The following is a 22,205-nucleotide window of genomic DNA, read 5'->3' on the forward strand; positions in this document are numbered from 1 at the left end:
CCTCCTCGGTCGTTTCCTTCGGGGGCGATCAGCTCGTCTTCACGCGCCCGACCTGCATTCTCCTAGTCGTCGCCGGAATTGTACTTCGCCCTCACAACGGCATTTCGACCTGACAATCCGGCAAACGTCTTCTGCTGCTCCAGCCAGGCGTGATAGTCGCTCTCTGCCTCGACGATGACCTTGGCGCGCATCTGGTAGTGAGCAGCGCCACACAGCTCCGCGCAGAGAACATCAAAGGTTCCGGTTCGGATCGGCCTTATCCAGAAATAAGTGACCATGCCCGGCACCATATCCATCTTGGCCCGGAACTCAGGCACATAGAAATCGTGCAGGACGTCAACGGACCGGAGCAAAACCTTGACCGGCTTCCCGATCGGAAGATGCAGGTCGCCATTTTCGATCACGACGTCGTCCTGGCCGTGCGGATCGTCGCGATTGAGACCCATCGGGTTCTCAGGACTGATGTTGCGGACATCGGACGTGCCCAACCGGCCATCCTTCCCCGGCAAGCGGAAGCTCCACTGCCATTGCTGGCCCATGATCTCGACCTCGGTGGCATCTGCCGGAACGGTCACGAACTGGTGCCAGACGACCAGGCCGGGTGCGAGCATGGCAGCGACGCCGACGCCGGTCCCGACACTGAGCCACCATTCAAGCTTCTTGTTTTCGGGATTGTACGCGGCCTGTCTTCCCTCCTTATGGTGAAAGCGAAAGACGCAATAGGCCATGAACAGGATGACCGCGGTAAAGACGAACCCGGTGATCCAGAACGTGATGTTGATCGTGTCGTCGATGTAGCCCCAGTTGGTGGCGATCGGCGTCCACCACCACGGGCTGAAGAGGTGAAACAGCACCGAACCGATCGCGATCAGAAGCAGTATCAGTGCGACAGCCATCCTGAACCATCCTTGCCAACAAAGGCTGCGGATACGAATCCAGGGCGGAGCTCGCGTCTGTCGCGATGGCTGACTTTCTCTATGCTGGTTCTATGCTGACATATGCGCCATCGCCGCGCCTCTTGCCTCGCCCCTTCAACCGGTCGCGATATCAAGAGAAGTTCGCGACCGCCAATCTCACCGGAGCTGGGGGCGTCTACATTTCTAAAATGATCCCCCGCGAACCCGGCGTCAATAGCATGTCAACGAGCTTAGGCGGCGTGGGCGATCCATGTTGCCGTGCAAGCTCGCCATCGTCAGTCGCATTCTCGATGTGATGCATCGCACAAAATATGCGACGCACAATTTCACCCAGCCGGGAGCGCTGGTCATTCCACATCGCACGCGCTAAGCTTGGAGCGCAGGTCGCGACGGGTTTCGTCCGGCTAAGCTCCTTCCTCGTTGAGCCTGGAACTGCCGTACTCGGCTCGATCGCGTCTCCCGCACTTAAGGGCGGACACGCGTGGCCGGAAAGCGCGCCGTTCTCCGCCGCGACTTCAGAGGAGGGTGTGTCCATGGCCACTCTTTATTCCGACAAGATCGTCAAGCGGCACCTGTTCGGTGAGGCGGTCTCTTATCCCATTCGCAAGATCGGCTTGCTCGACTTGAAAGAGGTGCTGCGCCTGGGCTGGGAAGATTTCCAGGCGATGCCGAGTCACGCGATCGTCGTCTGCGTGATCTATCCGGTTCTCGGTCTCGTCCTGTTCAGGATGGTCCTCGGCTATTCGGTCCTGCCGCTGCTGTTTCCGCTGGCCGCCGGGTTTGCCCTGATCGGTCCCTTTGCCGCGATCGGCCTCTACGAACTCAGCCGCCGCCGTGAGCGCGGCGAGGAGGTCGATGCATGGGATGCGGTCAAGGTGCTGCGCGCACCGTCCTTCGGCGCCATGCTCGAGCTCGGCGTGCTCTTGCTTGTCCTGTTCGGGGTCTGGATCGGCGTCGCGAACGCGATCTATGTCACCATCTTCGGTCACGCGGCGGCTGCAAGCATTCCGGACTTTGCAACCCGCGTGCTGACCACGCCGGAAGGATGGTCGCTCATCATCGTCGGTTGCGGTGTCGGCTTCCTGTTTGCGGTCGCGGCGCTATGCGTCAGCGTCGTATCGTTTCCGTTGATGCTCGATCGGCATGCGACGGCGATCGATGCGATCCGTACATCGCTGCAGGCGGTGGCCGCCAATCCGGTCGCGATGGCGGGGTGGGGGCTGATCGTCGCGGCGCTGCTCGTGGTCGGCTCGCTGCCGTTCTTCGTCGGTCTCGCTGTCGTCCTCCCGGTGCTCGGTCATGCGACCTGGCACCTTTATCGGAGAGTGGTCGAGCCGAATCCGAATCCGCCGGACGAACCGCCGCCCCCGCCGAAGGGGAAGCGCTATGCCGCGGATTTCCCGGCCAATCTCTTCCCGTGGAGCCGCGAGGGCGAGCAGTAGCTGCGAGACCCGGTGGGCGGATGACGGTGCGGCAGGGCTGAGCTACTTCTGCTGCTGCGGCAGGAAGGTCGGTCCGACTGAGCGGATCGGCTTGTTCTCCGAGTTCGCCGGAGCCGTGCCGGTATCCGCTGGCGGCGTCGCGGCCGGCGCGGTGGCCGTCGTCGGCGCCGGAGCAGCTGTGCCCTTCTTGGCCGTCGTTGCAGGCGCGCCCTTGTTGAGCCGCTGCTGCTGCATCTTCTTGGCGCTCTCCTCGGTGACGATGATGTCGCCCTGCTGCTCGGCTGCTGCCTTGTCGTCGGCCGACTTCAACGCATCCGCCCAGGTCTGGCCCGCCGCCTTGCAGGAGCAGGACGGGTTGAACTCGCTGCGGAATTTGAATGCGGTCGGCAACGCCGTGTAGGGCTGGCCGCTGATCGAGACCGCGGAGTTCATGTCTTCGCCGGGATTGCGATGGGTATAGAGCACGGCTTCCGCGGCCGGGCACAGCGCCTTGCAGGTCTTCTCGTCGTCCGGGAAGCGCGCCGGCACGGTCGCAAACGAGACCGGGAAATAGGCGCCGTCGCAGGTGCGCACGCATACGGTGCGGTAGGTGCCGGATTGCGGGCCGAGATCGGAGGGCGGCACGCTTTGCGGATTGTTGGGGTTGTTGTTGCCGCCGAACAGATTGCTCAGGAAGTTGCCGCCGCCTTGCGCCTGCGCGGCGTTGGCATATTGCGGGCCGCAATTGTTCTGGGCGAGGGCCACCAGCACCGAGCGGCGCTGGCTGTCGCGTTCCGGGCTGAAGCCGCCGGGGCCGCCGCCGCGCAGGCGTTCGAGATTGCCGGTGATCTGGTCCAGATTGGCGCGCATCTGCTGGATCTGGGTGTTGACCGGGCCGCACTGCGCCGACTGGCCGTTGAACAGTGAGAAGAAGCCGGAGGAATCGCAGCCCATGCGCTTGGCCTGCATGGTGACGCGGTCGAGCTCGGCCTGCTGCTTGGCTTGGGAATCCTGATAGCGGCGGATCTGGTCTTCACGCGCGGGGTCACCGCCGCCGCCACGATCGAGCGCGGCGAGTTGGCCTTCCAGCCGCGCGCACATCGGATTGGGGCCTAGCCCGTTCTGGCCGGGCTGAGGCGGCGGTCCGGGCGGGCCGGCCTGCGCGAAAGCGGCGTTGGCGAGCACGACGGTGCTCAGGAGCACGGTGCAGGCAAGGATTGAGCGGGCACGGGAGAGAGTCAAAAATTCAGGCATATCCGCCATTCTAGCGAGGTCACGGCCCAGTGTGACTTTCCAACGTGGCTTGGGGGGCCGAAGCGCGCCCTCCCATAGCCGCTTCCTGCGGCATCGTCACGTCGTTTCAGGGGCCAAAGATTGGGCCTAAGGTCCGCCAGTTCCGAGCGAATTCAGCGCTGGCAGGTGATTGCGACATATTCGTCGCAATGGCCATGGGAGCAGTTTGCGCCGGTTTTGGGGACAGAGCCGGTAATTTCGTCGGGATCGACCCGGCGATAGCTTGAGGCCTGGGCAAAATCCCGTGACTGGCAATAGGTGCGCGCGACCTGCGCGCCGCATCTGTCGCCCTTGGCCAGGCACTGGTCGATGCCGTAGCCGTCCGCCTGGTTGGCGATGATGAAGACGCGGGTCTCGGCGAATGCGCCGGACGCTGCGATGATGGCGGCACAGGAGACGAGTGCAAACAGGGATCGCATGGGTGGCACCGGGGGCTGGGGGAACCGCCAGCTTCCGAATAAACTCAAAAGGTTAATGATGATGAACCATCATGGCGGGGCGGCCGCGCTTTGCGGAGATAAAACGGCATTTTCGCGGCTCTCTTGACGCGGGGGCGCCTGATAGCCCATATGTGGCCGCATGTACGGTCTCCTCGCCATTTGCGCCATTTGCCGCGAGATTACGAGCTAGCGATTCGCTGGCTGGAGCCGTCTTTTCTCAAAAACATTGAGAGCCTTGGACGCCCGGCCAACAGCCGACGGGTATCCATATGGAATTGCGCCTCTACGATACGCTGACCAAGGAAAAGCGCACCTTCGTGCCGCTCGATGCGAACAACGTCCGCATGTATGTCTGCGGACCGACGGTCTATGACTTCGCCCATATCGGCAATGCCCGGCCCGTGATCGTGTTCGACGTGCTGTTTCGGCTGCTGCGCCATCTCTATGGCGAGGCGCACGTCAAATACGTCCGCAACATCACCGACGTCGACGACAAGATCAACGACCGCGCCGCGCGTGATTTTCCAGGGCTGCCGCTGAACGAGGCGATCCGCAAGGTCACCGAGCAGACGGGCAGGCAGTTTCACGCCGACGTCGACGCGCTGGGCGCGCTCCGGCCGAGCGTCGAGCCGCGCGCGACCGAGCATATCGGCGAGATGCGCGAGATCATCGAGAGGCTGGTCGCCGGCGACTTTGCCTATGTGGCCGAGGACCATGTGCTGTTCTCGCCGCAGGCGATGAACGCGGCCAATTCCATCCTGCCGCGCTACGGCGCGCTGTCCAATCGCTCGCTGGACGAGATGGTCGCCGGCGCCCGCGTCGATGTTGCGCCCTACAAGAAGGGCAGCACCGACTTCGTGCTGTGGAAGCCGTCCAAGCCCGGCGAGCCGTCGTGGCCGTCGCCGGCCGGCATCGCCGCGCAGGGGCGCCCGGGCTGGCACATCGAGTGCTCGGCCATGGCCTGGAAGCATCTCGGCGAGTACTTTGACATCCACGGCGGCGGCATCGATCTCGTGTTTCCGCATCACGAGAACGAGGTCGCCCAGACCTGCTGCGCCTTCCACCGAGAGCGCATGGCAAACTACTGGATGCACAACGGCTTCCTGCAGGTCGAGAGCGAGAAGATGTCGAAGAGCCTCGGCAACTTCATCACCATCCATGAGCTGCTGGCGGATTGGCCGGGCGAGGTGCTGCGCCTGAACATGCTCAAGACGCATTATCGTTCGCCGATCGACTGGACCATGAAGTCGCTGGAGGAGAGCGCCAAGACGCTCGACGACTGGTATCGCGTCGCGGCCGACGTCGATCCCGGCCGTCCCGCCGCGTCCGTGGTCGAGCCGCTGCTCGACGACCTCAACACCTCCCTGGCGATCGCGGCGCTGCATGGCCTGCGCAACAGCGACGTGAGCGCATTGGCAGGATCGCTGCGGCTGCTCGGCTTTCTCTCCGAGAGCGCCGCGCAGTGGGAAGATCGCAAGCAGAAGGCGAGCGGGGTCGATGCCGGAGAGGTCGAGCGCCTGATCTCGGAACGGACCGCAGCCCGTGGACGGAAAGACTTCAAAGAGTCCGACCGCATCCGCGATCAGCTCGCCGCGATGGGCGTTGCGATCAAGGACTCCAAGGAAGGGACGACCTGGGAGTTTTCGCGATGAAGCGGCCCGACACGCCTTTTCCGCGGCACTGGCTCTACTACATCGCGCTGAAGGTCCTGCTGCTCGCCGCCGCGGTGGCGCTGGCGCTCAAGCTCTATGGGATGTGGTGAAGACGATGGGACAGACTTTGCCAAGGCCGGGCTTGCGGCCCTTCCTGCCTGATGACGTTCCGGTGCTTGCGGCGATCTTCGTCGCGAGCATCGAGGAGCTGACCGGCGAAGACTATACCGAGGCGCAGCAGCAGGCCTGGATGGAGGCGGCGGAAAGCGAAGAGTTCGGCAAGCGGCTCGCCGCCGACCTGACGCTGATCGCGACGCTGGAGGGCTCGCCCGTCGGCTTCGCCTCGCTGCAAGGGGCCGATCACATCCGCATGCTCTATGTGCATCCGGCAGTCAGCGGGCAGGGCATCGCGACCATGCTGGTCGATGCGCTGGAGAAGCTTGCCGGCGGCCGCGGCGCGAAAAGCCTCTCGGTCGATGCCAGCGACAACGCGCAGGGCTTTTTCGCCAAGCGCGGCTACGTCGCCATGCAGCGCAACAGCATCACCGTGAACGACGAGTGGCTGGCCAATACCACCATGAAGAAGACGCTCGGAGCACCGCAATGAGCAAGGAGCGTGGTCACCAAGCGCGATCCTCTCTCCGCTCCCACCCCCCTTGTGGGGGAGGGTTGGGGAGGGGGGTAGCCCCGCACTCCGACCACCCGTGTGGCACCCCCCTCCCGACGATGCTGTGCATCGTCGACCTCCCCCACAAGGGGGGAGGTAACAAGAACGGACGCTCGCGATGAGCTCGGCACAAGCAAAGAAAGAGCGCCTCTATCTGTTCGACACCACGCTGCGCGACGGAGCGCAGACCAACGGTGTCGATTTCACGCTGACCGACAAGCAGATCATCGCCGCGATGCTGGACGAGCTCGGCATCGACTATGTCGAGGGCGGCTATCCCGGCGCCAATCCGACCGACACCGAGTTCTTCGGCAGCAAGCCGAAGTTCAATCACGCGCGCTTCACCGCCTTCGGCATGACGCGCCGGGCAGGGCGCTCGGTCTCGAACGATCCAGGCGTCGCCGGTCTGCTCGAAGCCAAGGCCGACACGATCTGCTTCGTGGCAAAGTCTTCCGCCTATCAGGTGCGCGTCGCGCTCGAGACGACCAAGGAGGAAAACCTCGCTTCGATCCGCGACAGCGTCGCGGCCGCCAAGGCCGCCGGCCGCGAGGTGATGCTCGACTGCGAGCATTTCTTCGACGGCTACAAGGAGGATTCCAGCTTCGCGCTCGCCTGCGCGAAAGCCGCCTATGAGGCCGGCGCGCGCTGGGTGGTGCTGTGCGACACCAATGGCGGCACCATGCCGAACGAGGTCGAGGCCATCGTCACCGAGGTGACCAGGCACATCCCCGGCGCTCACGTCGGCATTCACGCTCATAACGACACCGAGCAGGCGGTGGCGAATTCGCTCGCCGCCGTGCGCGCCGGTGCGCGGCAGATCCAGGGCACGCTGAACGGTCTCGGCGAGCGCTGCGGCAACGCCAATCTCTGCTCGCTGATCCCGACCCTGAAGCTGAAGCAGGAGTTTGCCGACGCCTTCGAGATCGGTGTGACGCCGGAGAAGCTCGCTACCCTCGTCAAGGTGTCGCGCACGCTTGACGACATGCTCAACCGCGTGCCGAACCGGCATGCGGCCTATGTCGGCGAGAGCGCCTTCGTCACCAAGACCGGCATCCATGCCTCCGCCGTGCTGAAGGATCCGCAGACCTACGAGCATGTCTTGCCGGAACTGGTCGGCAATCACCGCAAGGTGCTGGTCTCAGACCAGGCCGGCCGCTCCAATGTGATCGCCGAGCTCGACCGCGCCGGCATCGCCTACGAGAAGAGCGATCCGAAGCTGACGCGCCTGGTCGAGGAGCTGAAGGAGCGCGAGGCGGCCGGCTACGCCTATGAATCCGCCAACGCCTCGTTCGATCTTTTGGCGCGCCGCACGCTCGGCAAGGTGCCGCATTATTTCGAGGTCGAGCAGTTCGACGTCAATGTCGAGCAGCGCTACAACGCGCTCGGCGAGCGCGTCACGGTGGCGCTTGCGGTGGTCAAGGTCGACGTTGCCGGCGAGCATCTGATCTCGGCGGCCGAAGGCAACGGTCCCGTCAACGCGCTCGACGTCGCCTTGCGCAAGGACCTCGGCAAGTACCAGAAATATATCGAGGGCCTGAAGCTGATCGACTACCGCGTCCGTATCCTCAATGGCGGCACCGGCGCGGTCACGCGCGTGCTGATCGAGAGCGAGGACGAGAACGGCGACAGCTGGACCACGGTCGGCGTGTCCCCGAACATCATCGACGCCTCGTTCCAGGCGCTGATGGATTCGGTGATCTACAAGCTCGTGAAATCGGGCGCGCCGGCGTAGTTTTGATGCTGTCATTCCGGGGCGGTCCGCAGGACCGAACTATGGTGCGCATTTGCGCACCTGAGAATCTCGAGATTCCGGGTTCACGCTGCGCGTGCCCCGGAATGACTGTGGGAGGGGAGCGCACCAATGATCGACCACATCTCCGTCGGCGTCAGCGATCTCGATCGCTCCGCAACATTCTACGAGGCGACGCTCGCCGCCCTCGGCCTGACGCGTCTCGTCATGCGGCCGCGCACGGTCGGATTCGGCAAGGCCTATCCTGAATTCTGGATCAACTTGCGCGAAGGCATGCCGCGCGTAGCCCCGGAGAGCGGCGTGCACATCTGCCTGCGGGCGAAGTCCACAGCCGAGGTCGATGCGTTTCATGCCGCCGCGCTGTCCGCCGGCGGCGCATCCGACGGCGCGCCGGGCATCCGCCCGCACGATCGCGTGCGCTACTACGCGGCCTTCGTCGTCGATCCCGACGGCAACCGGATCGAGGCGGTGACGTTTCCTGCGGAATAGAGCGTTATCGCCACGAAGGCGGTGCGCTCCCTCTCCCGCTTGCGGGGGAGGGTTGGGGTGGGGGTATCTCCACGGGCGAGAACCCCCAAGAGGAGAGAACCCTCACCCGCCGCTATGCGGCGACCTCTCCCGCAAGCGGGAGAGGTGACGGAGCCCGCGGTGAAATCGAGCCAACCAATCGTTACAGCTTGCGCGCGACTTCCGGAGCGAGCTCTTTTTCCGCCTCGGCGAGCTGTGCCACGGCGGCCTTCAGCTTCGGCAGGATCTCCTCGACCCGATCGGCCTTGAGGATGTCAACCGAGAGGCCGGCACGGATGAACTCGGTCTGACGCATGTGCGACAGCAGCGAGAACAGCGGCTCCCAGAAATTATCGATATTGGCGAGCAGCACGGGCTTGGCGTGACGGCCGAGCTGCTTCCAGGTCAACTGCTCGACCAGCTCCTCCAGCGTGCCGACGCCGCCCGGCAGCGCCACGAAGGCGTCCGAGCGTTCGAACATCAGCCGCTTGCGCTCGTGCATGTCGGGGGTGACGATCATCTCCTGCACGCGCGTCAGCGCGTTCTCGCGCATCCGCAGGAATTCGGGAATGATGCCGGTGACGGTGCCGCCATTATCGAGGACGGAGGTTGCGACCGAGCCCATCAGGCCGAGCGAGCCGCCGCCATAGACCAGGCGGATGTTGTTCTCGGCGAGCGCCTTGCCGAACGCCTTGGCGCCTTCGGTGAAGCGGGGATTGGTTCCGGGGCCGGAGCCGCAATAGACACAGACGGTTTTGATCGTGCTCATTGGTGCCATGATGCATTGCAGCGAAGAGGCGTCAAGCCCAATCGGTGATTCGGACCTCCCGGAAATCTACCGGTAAATGGCGACAAACAATCAAAGATTCGCCATCTGGCGGGGTGCGCTCGCTCCCGGAAGCTTCTATATGACGAGCGAAAATCGTTAATCGCACCGCGCCCGCATCCGGCGGGCTTTCAGGCTTCTTGATGAACCAACCTCATTCGCCGCCCGGCGCCGACGTGCCAGATCCCGCCGGCGGGCCGCTCGAGCGGGCCACCCTGATGGGCACGCTGGCGCATCTGTGGCCCTATATCTGGCCGGGCGACCGCTTCGACCTGAAGATGCGCGTGGTCTGGTCGATGGTGCTGCTGCTCGCCGCCAAGCTGATCACGCTGACGGTGCCGTTCAGCTTCAAATGGGCAACGGACGCACTGACCGGCGCGAACACCGCGCCGGTGCTGCCCGACAATTGGCACCTCTGGGTGATCGCCTCGCCATTGCTGCTGACGGCGAGTTACGGCGTGACGCGCATCCTAATGGCGGTGCTGACGCAGTGGCGCGACGGCCTCTTCGCGCGCGTCGCCATGCATGCGGTGCGCAAGCTCGCCACCATCACCTTCATCCACATGCACGAGCTATCGCTGCGCTTCCACCTCGAGCGCAAGACCGGCGGCCTGACGCGCGTGCTCGAGCGCGGCCGCGAGGGCATCGAGGTCATCGTGCGCATGGTGATCCTCCAGCTGATCCCGACCATCGTCGAGGTTTCGCTGCTGCTGGCCGTGCTGCTCTGGCAGTTCGACTGGCGCTACGTGGTGGCGACGCTGATCACGGTCGCGGTCTACATGTACTACACCTACATCGCGACCGAGTGGCGGATCGGCATCCGCCGCAAGATGAACGATTCCGACACCGAGGCGAACACCAAGGCGATCGACTCGCTGCTCAACTACGAGACCGTGAAATATTTCGGCGCCGAGGCGCGCGAGGCGCAGCGCTACGACCGCTCGGTCGCGCGCTACGAGGAGTCGAGCGTCCAGGCCTATACGTCGCTCGCGGTGCTCAATACCGGCCAGGCCGTGATCTTCACGCTGGGGCTGACCGCCACCATGCTGATGTGCGCCATCGGCGTGCGCAACGGCACCAACACGGTCGGCGATTTCGTGCTGGTCAACGCCATGATGATCCAGCTCTACCAGCCCCTGAACTTCATGGGCATGGTCTATCGCGAGATCAAGCAGGCGATCATCGACATCGAGAAGATGTTTGGCGTGCTGGGACGCGAGGCCGAGATCAAGGACGGCCCCGACGCGCAGCCGCTGGTCATCTCCGCCGGCATCGTGCGTTTCGAGGACGTGCGCTTCGCCTATGAGCCGGCGCGTCCGATCCTGAAGGGCATCAGCTTCGAGGTGCCGGCCGGCAAGACGGTCGCGATCGTCGGGCCGTCGGGCGCCGGCAAGTCGACCATATCGCGGCTGCTGTTCCGCCTCTACGACATCTCCGGCGGCAGGATCCTGATCGACGGCCAGGATATTCGCGAGGTCACGCAGGCGAGCTTGCGCGCGTCCATCGGCATGGTGCCGCAGGACACCGTGCTGTTCAACGACACCATCCGCTACAACATCCGCTACGGCCGCTGGGACGCCAGCGATGCCGAGGTCGAGGAGGCGGCACGCCTCGCGCAGATCGACAATTTCATCCGCATGGCGCCGAAGGGCTATGAGACCCAGGTCGGCGAGCGCGGCCTGAAACTGTCGGGCGGCGAGAAGCAGCGCGTCGCGATCGCGCGCACCGTCTTGAAGGCGCCGCCGATCCTGGTGCTGGACGAGGCGACCTCCGCGCTCGACACCCACACCGAGCACGAGATCCAGGGCGCCCTCGACCGCGTGGCGAAGAACCGCACCTCGCTGGTGATCGCGCACCGGCTTTCGACCATCGTCGGCGCCGACGAGATCATCGTGCTGGACCAGGGCCGGATCGCCGAGCGTGGCACCCACGCAAAGCTGCTCGCGCAGGGCGGCCTCTATGCCAGCATGTGGAACAGGCAGCGCGAGGCGGAGGCCGCGCGCGAGAAGCTGGCCAAGATGGCCGATACCAGCGAGGCGCCCAACCGGCAGCCGCCGCCGGTCGAGGACGCCCTTACGACGCCTGCGGCTGCGGAGTGATCTTGTCTCCGGTCCCAACTCTGGCCTAAACAACTCCAGCGCGCGGGACGCCCTGCGCCATCAACCCTGAGCGGCAGATTGCGATGTCCATTCTCGATTCCATTCAGCGTCAGATCCCGCCGATCCACAAGGAGGGCTATCCCTTCATCGGCGGCTTTGCGCTGGCAAGCCTGATCCTGTTCTGGCTGTGGTCGCCTTTGGGGTGGATCGGCACCATCCTCACCGTATGGTGCGCGCTGTTCTTCCGCGACCCCGTGCGGGTGACGCCGGTGCGCGAGGGGCTGGTGGTGTCACCGGCCGACGGCCGCGTCTCGATGATCACCATGGCGCTGCCGCCGGCCGAGCTCGGGCTCGGCGACCGGCCGCTGCCGCGCATCTCGGTGTTCATGAGCGTGTTCAACTGCCATGTGAACCGCAGCCCGATCGCGGGCAGGGTGGACCGCATCGCCTACCGGCCCGGCCTCTTCATCAATGCCGAGCTCGACAAGGCGAGCGAGGACAACGAGCGCAACTCGCTGGTGATCACGACGCCCACGGCGCGGATCGGCGTGGTCCAGATCGCAGGCCTGATCGCCAAGCGCATCGTCTGCTTCGTCAGGGAGGGCCAGGCGATCGGTGCCGGCGAGCGGTTCGGCCTGATCCGTTTCGGCTCGCGCCTCGACGTCTATCTGCCTGTCGGCACCAAGGCGCTGGTGTCGGAAGGGCAGACCGCGATCGCCGGCGAGACGATTTTGGCCGATCTTGCCGGCGACGACCCGAGTCGCGCCTACCGCGCCAATTAACCAATAAGTCGGTCCCTGGGGCCCTTCCGCCGCAATGGCGGAGGGGGACGCGGCTTGCTATATCTCGCCTCAAGGTGAGGACGAGCCATGACGCCCTATGACATCAAAGACCCTGACGTTCGCCGCCGGCGGTTCCGCCCGATTCCGGTGCGGATGTTGGTGCCCAACGTCATCACGCTGCTGGCGATCTGCGCCGGCCTCACGTCGATCCGGCTGTCGATCGAGGGGCGGATGTCGCTCGCCGTCTACGCCATCGTGTTCGCCGCCGCGCTGGACGGCATCGACGGCCGCATCGCGCGCATGATCAAGGGCCAGTCCAAGTTCGGGGCGGAGCTCGACAGCCTCGCCGACTTCGTCAATTTCGGCGTCGCGCCCGGGCTGATGCTGTATTTCTGGCAGTTGCACGAGCTCGGCAATGCCGGCTGGATCGCCGCGATGGTGTTCGCGATCTCCGGCGGCCTGCGTCTTGCGCGCTTCAACGCCACAATGGACGATCCCAACAAGCCGGCCTTCGCCGCCAATTTCTTCACCGGCGTGCCGGCGCCGGCCGGTGCGATCACGGTTCTGCTGCCGATCTATGTGGCGTTCCTCGATCTCGGCCGCGCGCCCGCGGCGGTGACGGCGGCCTACACGCTGCTGATCGCCTTCCTGATGGTGTCGCGCCTGCCGGTGTTTTCCGGCAAGACCAAGCGCATGCGCGTGCCGCCGGAACTGGTGCTGCCGGCCTTCGTCGCGGTGATCGTCTTCATTGCTATCCTGATCGCCTATCCCTGGCACGTGCTGTCGATCGGCACGGTGCTGTATCTTCTCGCTTTGCCGCTCGGCTACAAATCCTATCGCGACCAGGCGCGCGCGATGGAGGCTGCCACGCCTGCGGGAGGCGAGATCTCGTCGCCGCCGTCGGCGCCGACGCTGGCGAACCTGTCGGAGCCGCCGCACGACGACGACCGGCCCGGACGGCTGCACTAAAGCGCGATGAGATTTGGCTGAAACCTCATCGCGCTTTAGGTCGTTGTTTGAGCATGATCTTTTCGGAAAACCGCTGCGCACTTTTCCGGATCATGCGCTGAGCGTTTTTCGCGGATATCTGCCATGAAGGCGCGCTGAGTTGGGTTGAGGCCCGATCTCGGCTATATCGCCCTGTGCCGGCGGCATCGCGTCAATCAGCCGCCAATCTGGGAGAGAACGCCGTGACTGATACCGCGACCGGGCCGCTGCCCGCTTCCGTCCTCGAAGCGCTGGGCCGCTATGACACCCCGACGATCTGTAACGCCATGGAGATCGTGGCACCCGAGCGCCGGCTGATCGGCTACACCACCAAGCAACTGGTTTGTCCGTTCCCCGACCTGCCGCCGATCGTCGGCTATGCCCGCACGGTTGCGATCCGCTCGGTGCTGAAATCCTCGCTGCCTGCCGAAGAGCAGTCGAAGCGCCGCATCGAATATTACGAGTATGTCGGCACCGGCCACGGGCCGCGCATCTCGGTGATCCAGGACATCGACGGACCCGACGTCGGCTACGGCGCGTTCTGGGGCGAGGTGCAGAGCAACGTGCACAAGGCGCTTGGCTGCCTCGGCGTCATCACCGACGGCTCGATCCGCGACATCCCGCAATGGGCCCCGGGTTTCCAGGCGCTGGCCGGCTCGATCGGCCCGTCGCATGCATGGGTGCATGCCGAAAGCTTCGGCGGCGAGGTCCGCGTCGCCGGCATGACCGTGAAGTCGGATGACCTCATTCACGCCGACCAGCATGGTGCCATCGTGATCCCGCTCGACATCGCAGCAAAACTGCCCGAGGCCGCCGAGCTCTGCGGCCGCCGCGAGACGCCGATCCTGGAGATCGCCCGCAGCCCCGACTTCTCCCTGGAGAAGCTGAAGGCCGCGCTGAAGCGCTCGGCGGAGATCCACTGAGCTTGCAGCTTACGGCCGCGATGCCGGCCGCGGGTCGCCCTGTTCCGTCAGAAACAGGGCGGCCTGATCCGGCTCGGCGAACATTGCGGCGGCGCATCCGATCAGGGTGAAGCCGCCGGCGAGATCCCACAGGGTGATGTCGTCCGCCTTGTCAGGACCTTGAACCAGGCGCGCTGCGATCACTGCGAAAGCGGCTTCGACAAAGAGCAGGACGCTGAACGCCGGCAGGACGAGTTCCGGTTCGAGCAGATGAAGCGCCAGAACCGCAGGAAGCGCGGTGAGAAGGCCGAACAGCGTCAACATTGCAAAACGGCTCCTGCGATGGAGCATGCCGCACCGGCCATAGAATACTGTATGATTCCTGGTCACGGATGTGGCCTAGGGCCGCACTCGGAGGGCCTGCGATGAAGATGAATGACAAGACGGTCCTGATCACTGGCTCGACCGACGGCGTCGGCCGCTACGTCGCGCGCCGGCTGGCGGCCGAGGGCGCGAAGGTCCTGATCCACGGCCGCGATGCGGCGCGCGCAAAGACGCTGATCGACGAGATCGTGAAAGCCGGTCATGCCGCGCCGATCTTCTACCAGGCGGACCTGTCGTCGATGTCGGGCACGCGCGCACTCGCGGAAGCGGTGAAACGTGATCACCAGCGTCTCGACGTCTTCGTCAGCAACGCCGGCATCGGCTCGCAGAGTGACGGGCCGCAGCGTCAGGTCAGCGCCGATGGTCATGAGCTGCGCTTTGCCGTCAACTATCTCTCCGGCTTCCTCCTCGCCCATCTCTTGCTGCCGCTGCTGAAGGCCGCGGCGCCGTCGCGCATCGTCAACGTCGCCTCGCTCGGCCAGCATCCGATCGACTTCGACGACGTCATGATCACCAAGGGCTATAGCGGCTCGCGCGCCTATGCGCAGAGCAAGCTCGCGCAGATCATGTTCACGATCGATTTCGCCGAGGAAGTGAAGGGCGCGGGTGTCACCGTGAACTCGCTGCATCCGGCGACCTACATGAACACCACCATGGTGCGGGCTGGCGGCATCACGCCGATCTCGACGGTGGAGCAGGGCGGCGCGGCGATCCTGCGCCTCGTCGAGGGCGACGACGTCGCAGGCAAGAGCGGATTGTTCTTCAACGGCATGAATGAGGCGCGCGCCAATCCGCAAGCCTACGATGCCGACGCACGCAAGCGTCTGCGCGCGCTCAGCCTGGAACTGGCGGGCATCTCATCTTAGCCCCCGCGCAAACATGGTTAGCGAAGTGTTGAGATTCCCGTCGGGGGTCGGCAAAGCCGGCTTTCTCCCGGCGCGCTGCGCCGGTCCGGCGCGCCGGCTCAACTTAACCTTTACGCGACTTTAAGGGCGGCCCTCTAGGGTTTCCGATGCGGTTCGGGGTTGGGCCGCGCCAGCGGCCAGGACGGCCGTTGTTGCGTACGCGTTGGAGTCTCTCATGGATATCATGACCGGCGTTGGGCTCACGGCGGGCATCATCGTCATCGCAGCGATGATCTTCATGGGCGGCGACCTCCACATGTTCATCTCCGAACATGCGATGATCATCATCTTCGGCGGCTCGATCTCCGCCACCATGATCCGCTTTCCGCTCAGCGCGCTCCTGCACGGCCTTCCGCTCGGCGCCAAGTTCGCCTTCACCATGAGCCGGCTGTCGGCGCACGACCTCGTTGACGAGCTCGCCCGCATCGCCGAGATCGCCCGCAAGCAGGGTCCGGTGGGTCTCGAAAAGGTCGAGACCGACGAGCCGTTCCTCGCCAAGGGCATCCGCTATGTCGCCGACGGTTACGACCTCGACTTCATCCGCGACAATCTCGAGCGCGATCGTGACAACTTCCTGATGCACCTCGACGAGGGCAGCAAGATCTATCGTGCCATCGGCGACTGCGCCCCGGCCTTCGGTATGATCGGCACCCTTATCGGCATGGTGCAGATGTTCGCGAACATGACCGACCCTTCCAAGCTCGGCCCGTTCATGGCGACCGCGCTGCTCGCGACGCTCTACGGCGCGCTCGTCGCGAACCTGTTCTGTCTGCCGATCGCCGACAAGCTGCACGGCAAGCTGCTGGATGAGGAGACCAACCGCACCCTGATCATCGACGGCATCCTGATGATCCGCGACTCCAAGAGCCCGACGCTGGTGCGCGAAATGCTGCTGGCCTATCTGCCGGAGAAGCATCGCCACGCCGAAGGCGAGCCGGTGCCGGCCTAACGCCGCCCGCCGGGACAGACAGACATGGCCAAGAAGAAGCGCGGCGATGCTCACGGGGGTGGTCACGGCTGGTTCGTGACCTTCGCCGATTTGATGGGCCTGATGATGAGCTTCTTCGTGATGCTCGTCGCATTCTCGACGCAGGACGCCAACAAGCTCAAGATCGTCGCCGGTTCGATGCGCGACGCCTTCGGCGTGCAGAGCGAAGCGCGCTACGCCGGCATCGTCGAGTCCGACGGCCTGCCGACGCGCCCGCGGCTCAAGAACGTCGACCATATCCAGCCCGAGGATGCCTCCAACACGCCGACCCCGGACCAGGAGGACCGCGACCGCACGTCGGGGGCGAAGATCAAGGTCGACCGCAATTTCGCGCTCGCCGCGGCCTCGCTGCGGCAGGCCTTGCAGGACATGCCGGAACTGACCGAGATGTCCAAGCACATCATGTTTGAGGAGACCAAGCAGGGTCTCAATCTCGAAATCGTCGACCAGGACGGCCGCTCGATGTTCGCCGACGGCTCCAAGGTGCCCTATGACCGCACCCGCCGCCTGGTCGAGAAGCTGGCGATTCCGCTCAAGGCCACGCCGCTCCGCGTCTCCATCGCCGGCCACACCGCGGCCGGCTTCGTGCCGACCCGTAGCGACTACGGTGCCTTCGATCTATCCGCCGACCGCGCCAATGCCGTGCGGCAGATCCTCGAGCGCGAGGGCCTGCCGGCCTCGCACATCTTCGCCGTCTCCGGCAAGGCGGACACCCAGCCGCTGTTTCCGGACGATCCCTCGCTGGCCGCCAACCGGCGCGTGACCATCACCCTGATGCGCGAGGATCCGCCGCTGCCGCCGAATTTGAAGCCGTAGGCATGATCCGGAGAAGTGGGCACCGGTTCTCCTTCGCGACAAACGCGACACGCGTTTGCGCGGGGATCATGACCAAACGATAAGCCCCTTGCGCTACCATCTTACCTGAGGCATCTCGTCGCGCAAGCGACGAGCGTGGCTGCGCCGTCACAGCATTCGGCCCGGCGCCTGCTAAGGTGGGGTGCCGATTGACAGGCGCGCCGGAAGCGTCAAAAGGCGCCGGATCAAATTCAGGGACGAAGCGTTTTCCATCCACATGACGGCGAGCATCACATCGACCGAGACCCAGGAAGGGCCGGTCACATCGGGCTTTTGGGCGCTCACGCTCGGGAGCATCGGTGTCGTTTTCGGCGACATCGGCACCTCGCCGCTCTACGCATTCCACGAGGCGGTGCGGGGCGCGGCCCATGGCGAGCCGGTCACGCGGGGCATGGTGCTCGGCGTGCTCTCGCTGATCCTGTGGGCGCTGCTGATCGTCGTTACCGCCAAATACGTCCTGCTGCTCTTGCGCGCCGACAACAACGGGGAGGGCGGTACGCTCTCGCTGATGGCGCTCGGCCAGCGTGCGCTCGGGCGGCGAAGCTGGTTCCTGCTCGCGCTGGGCGTGGTCGGCGCCTCCATGTTCATCGGCGATTCCATGATCACGCCGGCGATCTCGGTGCTGTCGGCGGTCGAGGGCTTGAAGCTCGCGACGCCCGCCCTGGAGCACTACGTCGTGCCGCTCACCGTCCTCATCCTGGTGCTGCTGTTCGCGGTCCAAAGCAAGGGGACCGCGCTGGTAGCCTCGGCCTTCGGGCCGGTGATGGTGGTCTGGTTCACGTGTATTGCGGTGATGGGCGCCGTCCACATCGCCGACGATCCGTCGGTACTTGCCGCGATCAATCCCTATTACGCGCTGCAATTCCTGCTGTCGCACGGCACGATCGGCCTGGTGACGCTGGGCGCCGTGTTCCTGGCGGTGACCGGCGGCGAGGCGCTCTACGCCGATCTCGGTCATTTCGGCCGCAAGCCGATCCAGGCGGCCTGGATGTTCTTCGTGCTGCCCTCGCTCTTGATCAACTATTTCGGCCAGGGCGCGCTGGTGCTGTCCGATCCCAGCGCGATCGAGCATTCCTTCTACCGCATGGTGCCCGAGCATCTGGTGCTGCCGCTGGTCGGTCTTGCGACGGCGGCGACCGTGATCGCGAGCCAGGCGGTGATCACCGGCGCCTATTCGCTGGTCTATCAGGCCGTGCAGCTCGGCCTGCTGCCGCGCTTCGAGGTGCGCTACACCTCCGAAAGCCATGCCGGCCAGATCTATCTGCCGCGCGTCAACCGGCTGCTGCTGATCGGCGTGATGTTGCTGGTGCTGTTGTTCCACACCCCCAGCAATCTGGCTTCGGCCTATGGCATCGCGGTCTCCACCACCATGGTCGCCGACGGCATCATGGGCTTCGTCGTGATCTGGAAATTGTGGAACTGGCGCGCGGCGACGGCGGCTGCCGTGATCCTGCCCTTCGTCGTCGTGGACATGAGCTTCTTCAGCGCCAATCTGCTCAAGCTGCTGGAAGGCGCCTGGGTGCCGCTGCTGTTCGGCGCAGCCATGGCGGGGACGATCTGGACCTGGCGGCGGGGCTCGGGAATCCTGATCCAGAAGACGCGCCGGATCGAGGTGCCGCTGGACGATCTGATCCGGAGCCTGGAGAAGCGGCCGCCGCATATCGTCAAGGGCACGGCGGTGTTCCTGACCAGCGATCCATCCTTCGTGCCGACCGCGCTGCTGCACAACCTCAAGCACAACAAGGTGCTGCACGAGCACAACGTGGTCCTGACCATCGAGACCGCGCATACGCCGCGGGTCGATCTGTCGGAGCGGTTCCGGATGGAGAAGATCAGCGACAAGTTCTCCAAGGTCCGCCTGCGCTTCGGCTTCATGGAGCAGCCGAACGTCCCCAAGGCTCTCGCGATCGCGCGCAAGCAGGGCTGGCAGTTCGACATCATGTCGACGTCGTTCTTCGTGTCGCGGCGGTCGCTGAAGGCCTCGGCGCAGTCGGGGATGCCGCTCTGGCAGGACCACTTGTTCATCGCGCTAAGCCGGTCCGCCAACGACGCTACCGACTATTTCCAGATTCCCACGGGACGGGTGGTTGAAGTCGGCACCCAAGTCACCATCTGAACGCAATTGGCGGATCTATGCAAAATTTGCATGGCGAGGGCCCAAAAACGGGCTAGGCTATGCCGACAGCGCAGGACTATAAGCCCGCGCTCTTCCGCCGTTGTGCAGTGAAGCATTTTTAGAGGCCACCGGGCTCTCCCATGACAAGCGACGTAGCAGTTCCCGCCCCGGAAACGGCGGCGGCCAATGGCCATGGCGAGGCCCACACCACGGCCGGTTTCGGCGCGCTGACGCTCGGCAGCATCGGCGTGGTCTATGGCGACATCGGCACCAGTCCGCTCTACGCGTTCCGCGAGGCCGTGACGGCGGCCTCCTCGGGCACCGACGGGCTCGCTACGCCGGCGGCCGTGCTCGGCGTGCTCTCCCTGATCCTGTGGGCGCTCATCGTCGTGGTGACGCTCAAATACGTCGTGATCCTGCTCCGCGCCGACAACAACGGCGAGGGCGGCACGCTCGCGCTGATGGCGCTGGCCCAGCGCGCAGTCGGCACCGGCGGGGCGACCATCGTCCTGCTCGGCATCATCTCCGGGGCCCTGTTCTACGGCGACGCCGTCATCACCCCCGCGCTTTCGGTGCTGTCGGCGATCGAAGGCATGAAGGACGTCACGCTGCGGTTCGAGCCCTACATCGTGCCGCTGACCGTAATCATCCTGGTCGGCCTGTTCGCCGTGCAGTCGCGCGGCACCGCCCGCGTCGCCGCCTTTTTTGGCCCGATCATGTGCGTCTGGTTCGCGGTCATTGCTGTGGCGGCGATCCATCCGATCATCGCGCAGCCGCAGGTGCTGTTCGCGCTGAACCCGCTCTATGCCGTGTCCTTCATGCTCCACCACGGCATCATCGGCTTCGTGACGCTGGGCGCGGTGTTCCTGGCGGTCACCGGTGCCGAGGCGCTCTATGCCGACCTCGGCCATTTCGGAAAGCGGCCGATCCAGACCGCCTGGCTGTTCATCGTGCTGCCATCGCTGGCGCTGAACTATCTGGGGCAGGGGGCGCTCGTGCTCGGCGATCCCGGGGCGATCGAGAGCCCGTTCTTCCAATTGTTTCCGCAAGGCTGGATCCGTGGCGCCATGGTCGTGCTCGCCACCGCCGCCACCGTCATCGCAAGCCAGGCCGTCATCACCGGCGCCTATTCGCTGACACGCCAGGCGATCCAGCTCGGGCTGCTGCCGCGCTTTGAAATTCGCCATACGTCTGAAGCCCATTCCGGCCAGATCTTCATCCCGCGCATCAACCAGCTCCTGCTGGTCGCGGTGGTGCTCCTGGTGCTGCTGTTCCGCTCCTCGAGCGCGCTGGCGTCCGCCTACGGCATCTCCGTCACCGGCACCATGGTGGTCACGGCGATGATGGGCTTCGTCGTGATCTGGAAGGTCTGGCGGTGGTCGCCGCTCGCGGCGGCCGCGCTCATCGCGCCCTTCCTGTTCCTCGACCTGACCTTCCTGGCCGCCAACCTGCTCAAGGTGTTCGAGGGCGGCTGGGTGCCGCTCGCCCTCGGCGCGCTCATGATCATCCTGATGTATACGTGGCGGCGCGGCAGCCGGCTGCTGTTCGAGAAATCGCGCAAGCTCGAGTTCCCGCTCGCCGACCTCGTGGCCATGCTGGAGAAGCGGCCGCCGCAACGCGTGCCCGGAACCGCCGTGTTCCTGACCTCGGACCCGCTCAGTGCCCCGACCGCGCTGATGCATAGTCTGAAGCACTACAAAGTGCTGCACGAGAAGAATGTCATTCTCACCATCGAGACCGCGCAGACCCCGCGGATCGACCCGGCCGAGCGCGTCAGGCTGGAGCAGATCAGCCCGACCTTCTCCAAGGTGACGCTGAAGTTCGGGTTCATGGAATCGCCCAACGTGCCGAAGGCGCTGGCGATCGCCCGCAAGCTCGGCTGGCAGTTCGACATCATGTCGACCTCGTTCTTCCTGTCGCGCAGGGCGCTGAAGCCCGCCGCCCATTCCGGCATGCCGCGTTGGCAGGACCGGCTGTTCATCTCGCTCAGCCGCTCCGCCAACGACGCCACCGACTATTTCCAGATCCCTAGCGGCCGCGTGGTCGAGGTCGGAACGCAGGTGACGATCTAGGGTCCGGGCTGGCGCACGTCCGTTTCCACTGCTGTCATCGCCCGGCCTTTGACCGGGCGATCCAGTATTCCAGAGACGGCAAGGGGATACGGCGAGGCCGCGGCGTATTGGATTCCCCGCCTTCGCGGGGAATGACACCGAATGCGTGGTGAGGGCATCCTGAACGCCGGACTTCAAGTCGCTGCGATTTAGCTTTAACTTGCGCCGCGCGGCTCAAGCCTTTGGAGCGCTTGATTTTCGTCTCCCGAGAGGCGAGGTTGCCGCCCGCCGGGATCGCCCCGGCATGCGGCTCGCGACGTTGGAGGATGATGTGGCAAATCAAGTACAGGATCTGACCCCGGACGAGGTCTCCAAGGGTGTCGCGGAGGGACGCTATCTGCTCGTCGACGTCCGCGAGCCGAACGAAGTCGACGCCGAGGCCTATCCCTACGGCGTCGTGGTTCCGCTCTCGACCTTCGACCCCAAGGCGATCCCCGATCCCCAAGGCAAGGAGGTCGTGTTCGCCTGCCGCTCCGGCAAGCGCTCGGTGACGGCCTCGCTCGCGGCGCAGGCGGCGGGCCTGCCTTACGACAAGCATCTGGCCGGCGGCATGCTGGGCTGGAAGGCGGCAGGTCTTCCCAGCAAGGTCGGTGGCTGATCCGG

At 65.0% G+C, this 22,205-nt stretch carries 20 protein-coding genes; 15 read left to right on the forward strand and 5 right to left on the reverse strand.

Annotated features, from left to right (window positions below; translation table 11 throughout):
- Nucleotides 1-62 precede the first annotated feature (62 nt).
- A complete protein-coding gene (locus AAFG50_RS17790; protein WP_011086566.1) occupies nt 63-896 on the reverse strand; it encodes a cytochrome c oxidase subunit II in 834 nt (277 codons plus the stop codon).
- Between the two features lie 554 nt (nt 897-1,450).
- Between AAFG50_RS17790 and AAFG50_RS17795 the strand changes: the two genes are divergently transcribed.
- Nucleotides 1,451-2,359, forward strand: coding sequence for a DUF2189 domain-containing protein (locus AAFG50_RS17795; RefSeq protein ID WP_028170858.1), 909 nt, complete (start codon nt 1,451-1,453; stop codon nt 2,357-2,359).
- 42 nt (nt 2,360-2,401) lie between these two features.
- Here the strand turns inward: AAFG50_RS17795 and AAFG50_RS17800 are convergent, their stop codons facing one another.
- Nucleotides 2,402-3,601 carry a DUF2865 domain-containing protein gene (locus AAFG50_RS17800; protein WP_028170859.1) on the reverse strand — a complete coding sequence of 400 codons (1,200 nt, stop codon included), beginning with the start codon at nt 3,599-3,601 and terminating at the stop codon, nt 2,402-2,404.
- Nucleotides 3,602-3,744: 143 nt separating this feature from the next.
- Nucleotides 3,745-4,050, reverse strand: coding sequence for a hypothetical protein (locus AAFG50_RS17805; RefSeq protein WP_028170860.1), 306 nt, complete (start codon nt 4,048-4,050; stop codon nt 3,745-3,747).
- A 290-nt stretch (nt 4,051-4,340) separates the two neighbouring features.
- Here AAFG50_RS17805 and cysS point away from each other — a divergent pair, with 290 nt between their 5' ends.
- The 4 genes from cysS (at nt 4,341) to AAFG50_RS17825 (ending at nt 8,629) form a co-directional block, all read left to right on the forward strand.
- Nucleotides 4,341-5,723: a cysteine--tRNA ligase gene (gene cysS / locus AAFG50_RS17810; protein WP_028170861.1), complete on the forward strand. Its 1,383-nt coding sequence runs from the start codon at nt 4,341-4,343 to the stop codon at nt 5,721-5,723.
- 115 nt (nt 5,724-5,838) lie between these two features.
- The gene (locus tag AAFG50_RS17815) at nt 5,839-6,330 is read left to right on the forward strand and encodes a GNAT family N-acetyltransferase (RefSeq protein ID WP_028170862.1); all 492 of its coding nucleotides are present in this window, start codon (nt 5,839-5,841) and stop codon (nt 6,328-6,330) included.
- Between the two features lie 178 nt (nt 6,331-6,508).
- Nucleotides 6,509-8,122, forward strand: coding sequence for a citramalate synthase (gene cimA, locus AAFG50_RS17820; protein ID WP_028170863.1), 1,614 nt, complete (start codon nt 6,509-6,511; stop codon nt 8,120-8,122).
- Nucleotides 8,123-8,251: 129 nt separating this feature from the next.
- Nucleotides 8,252-8,629, forward strand: coding sequence for a VOC family protein (locus AAFG50_RS17825; protein ID WP_028170864.1), 378 nt, complete (start codon nt 8,252-8,254; stop codon nt 8,627-8,629).
- Nucleotides 8,630-8,810: 181 nt separating this feature from the next.
- On the opposite strand, the gene AAFG50_RS17830 is transcribed toward AAFG50_RS17825, so the two are convergent.
- A complete protein-coding gene (locus AAFG50_RS17830; RefSeq protein ID WP_028170865.1) occupies nt 8,811-9,416 on the reverse strand; it encodes a TIGR00730 family Rossman fold protein in 606 nt (201 codons plus the stop codon).
- Between the two features lie 200 nt (nt 9,417-9,616).
- Here AAFG50_RS17830 and AAFG50_RS17835 point away from each other — a divergent pair, with 200 nt between their 5' ends.
- From AAFG50_RS17835 to AAFG50_RS17850, 4 genes are all read left to right on the forward strand, one after another.
- Nucleotides 9,617-11,572 (forward strand): ABC transporter ATP-binding protein/permease, encoded by a 1,956-nt coding sequence (locus tag AAFG50_RS17835; protein ID WP_028170866.1) that lies wholly within the window; start codon nt 9,617-9,619, stop codon nt 11,570-11,572.
- A 77-nt stretch (nt 11,573-11,649) separates the two neighbouring features.
- On the forward strand, nt 11,650-12,354 hold the full coding sequence (locus AAFG50_RS17840; RefSeq protein ID WP_257784524.1) for a phosphatidylserine decarboxylase: 705 nt from the start codon (nt 11,650-11,652) through the stop codon (nt 12,352-12,354).
- Between the two features lie 87 nt (nt 12,355-12,441).
- Nucleotides 12,442-13,323 (forward strand): phosphatidylcholine/phosphatidylserine synthase, encoded by an 882-nt coding sequence (locus tag AAFG50_RS17845; protein WP_028170867.1) that lies wholly within the window; start codon nt 12,442-12,444, stop codon nt 13,321-13,323.
- Nucleotides 13,324-13,544: 221 nt separating this feature from the next.
- Nucleotides 13,545-14,264, forward strand: a complete 720-nt coding sequence (locus AAFG50_RS17850; protein ID WP_028170868.1) for an RraA family protein — start codon at nt 13,545-13,547, stop codon at nt 14,262-14,264.
- Nucleotides 14,265-14,273: 9 nt separating this feature from the next.
- On the opposite strand, the gene AAFG50_RS17855 is transcribed toward AAFG50_RS17850, so the two are convergent.
- Nucleotides 14,274-14,567: a hypothetical protein gene (locus tag AAFG50_RS17855; protein WP_028170869.1), complete on the reverse strand. Its 294-nt coding sequence runs from the start codon at nt 14,565-14,567 to the stop codon at nt 14,274-14,276.
- A 101-nt stretch (nt 14,568-14,668) separates the two neighbouring features.
- On the opposite strand from AAFG50_RS17855, the gene AAFG50_RS17860 reads away from it, so the two are divergent.
- The 6 genes from AAFG50_RS17860 to AAFG50_RS17885 all read left to right on the forward strand — a co-directional run bounded on the left by AAFG50_RS17860 (nt 14,669) and on the right by AAFG50_RS17885 (nt 22,200).
- Nucleotides 14,669-15,493 (forward strand): SDR family NAD(P)-dependent oxidoreductase, encoded by an 825-nt coding sequence (locus AAFG50_RS17860; RefSeq protein WP_028170870.1) that lies wholly within the window; start codon nt 14,669-14,671, stop codon nt 15,491-15,493.
- Nucleotides 15,494-15,707: 214 nt separating this feature from the next.
- Nucleotides 15,708-16,481: a MotA/TolQ/ExbB proton channel family protein gene (locus tag AAFG50_RS17865; RefSeq protein ID WP_011086581.1), complete on the forward strand. Its 774-nt coding sequence runs from the start codon at nt 15,708-15,710 to the stop codon at nt 16,479-16,481.
- Between the two features lie 24 nt (nt 16,482-16,505).
- Nucleotides 16,506-17,336: a flagellar motor protein MotB gene (locus AAFG50_RS17870; protein ID WP_011086582.1), complete on the forward strand. Its 831-nt coding sequence runs from the start codon at nt 16,506-16,508 to the stop codon at nt 17,334-17,336.
- Nucleotides 17,337-17,592: 256 nt separating this feature from the next.
- Complete coding sequence (locus AAFG50_RS17875) at nt 17,593-19,491, forward strand: potassium transporter Kup (protein ID WP_028170871.1); 1,899 nt, start codon at nt 17,593-17,595, stop codon at nt 19,489-19,491.
- Between the two features lie 140 nt (nt 19,492-19,631).
- Nucleotides 19,632-21,563, forward strand: a complete 1,932-nt coding sequence (locus AAFG50_RS17880; protein WP_011086584.1) for a potassium transporter Kup — start codon at nt 19,632-19,634, stop codon at nt 21,561-21,563.
- A gap of 310 nt (nt 21,564-21,873) precedes the next feature.
- Nucleotides 21,874-22,200, forward strand: a complete 327-nt coding sequence (locus tag AAFG50_RS17885) for a rhodanese-like domain-containing protein (protein WP_028170872.1) — start codon at nt 21,874-21,876, stop codon at nt 22,198-22,200.
- Nucleotides 22,201-22,205 lie beyond the last annotated feature (5 nt).

The sequence above is a fragment of the Bradyrhizobium sp. B039 genome (genome assembly GCF_038965675.1).
In the GTDB taxonomy this organism is placed as follows: Bacteria; Pseudomonadota; Alphaproteobacteria; order Rhizobiales; family Xanthobacteraceae; genus Bradyrhizobium; species Bradyrhizobium diazoefficiens.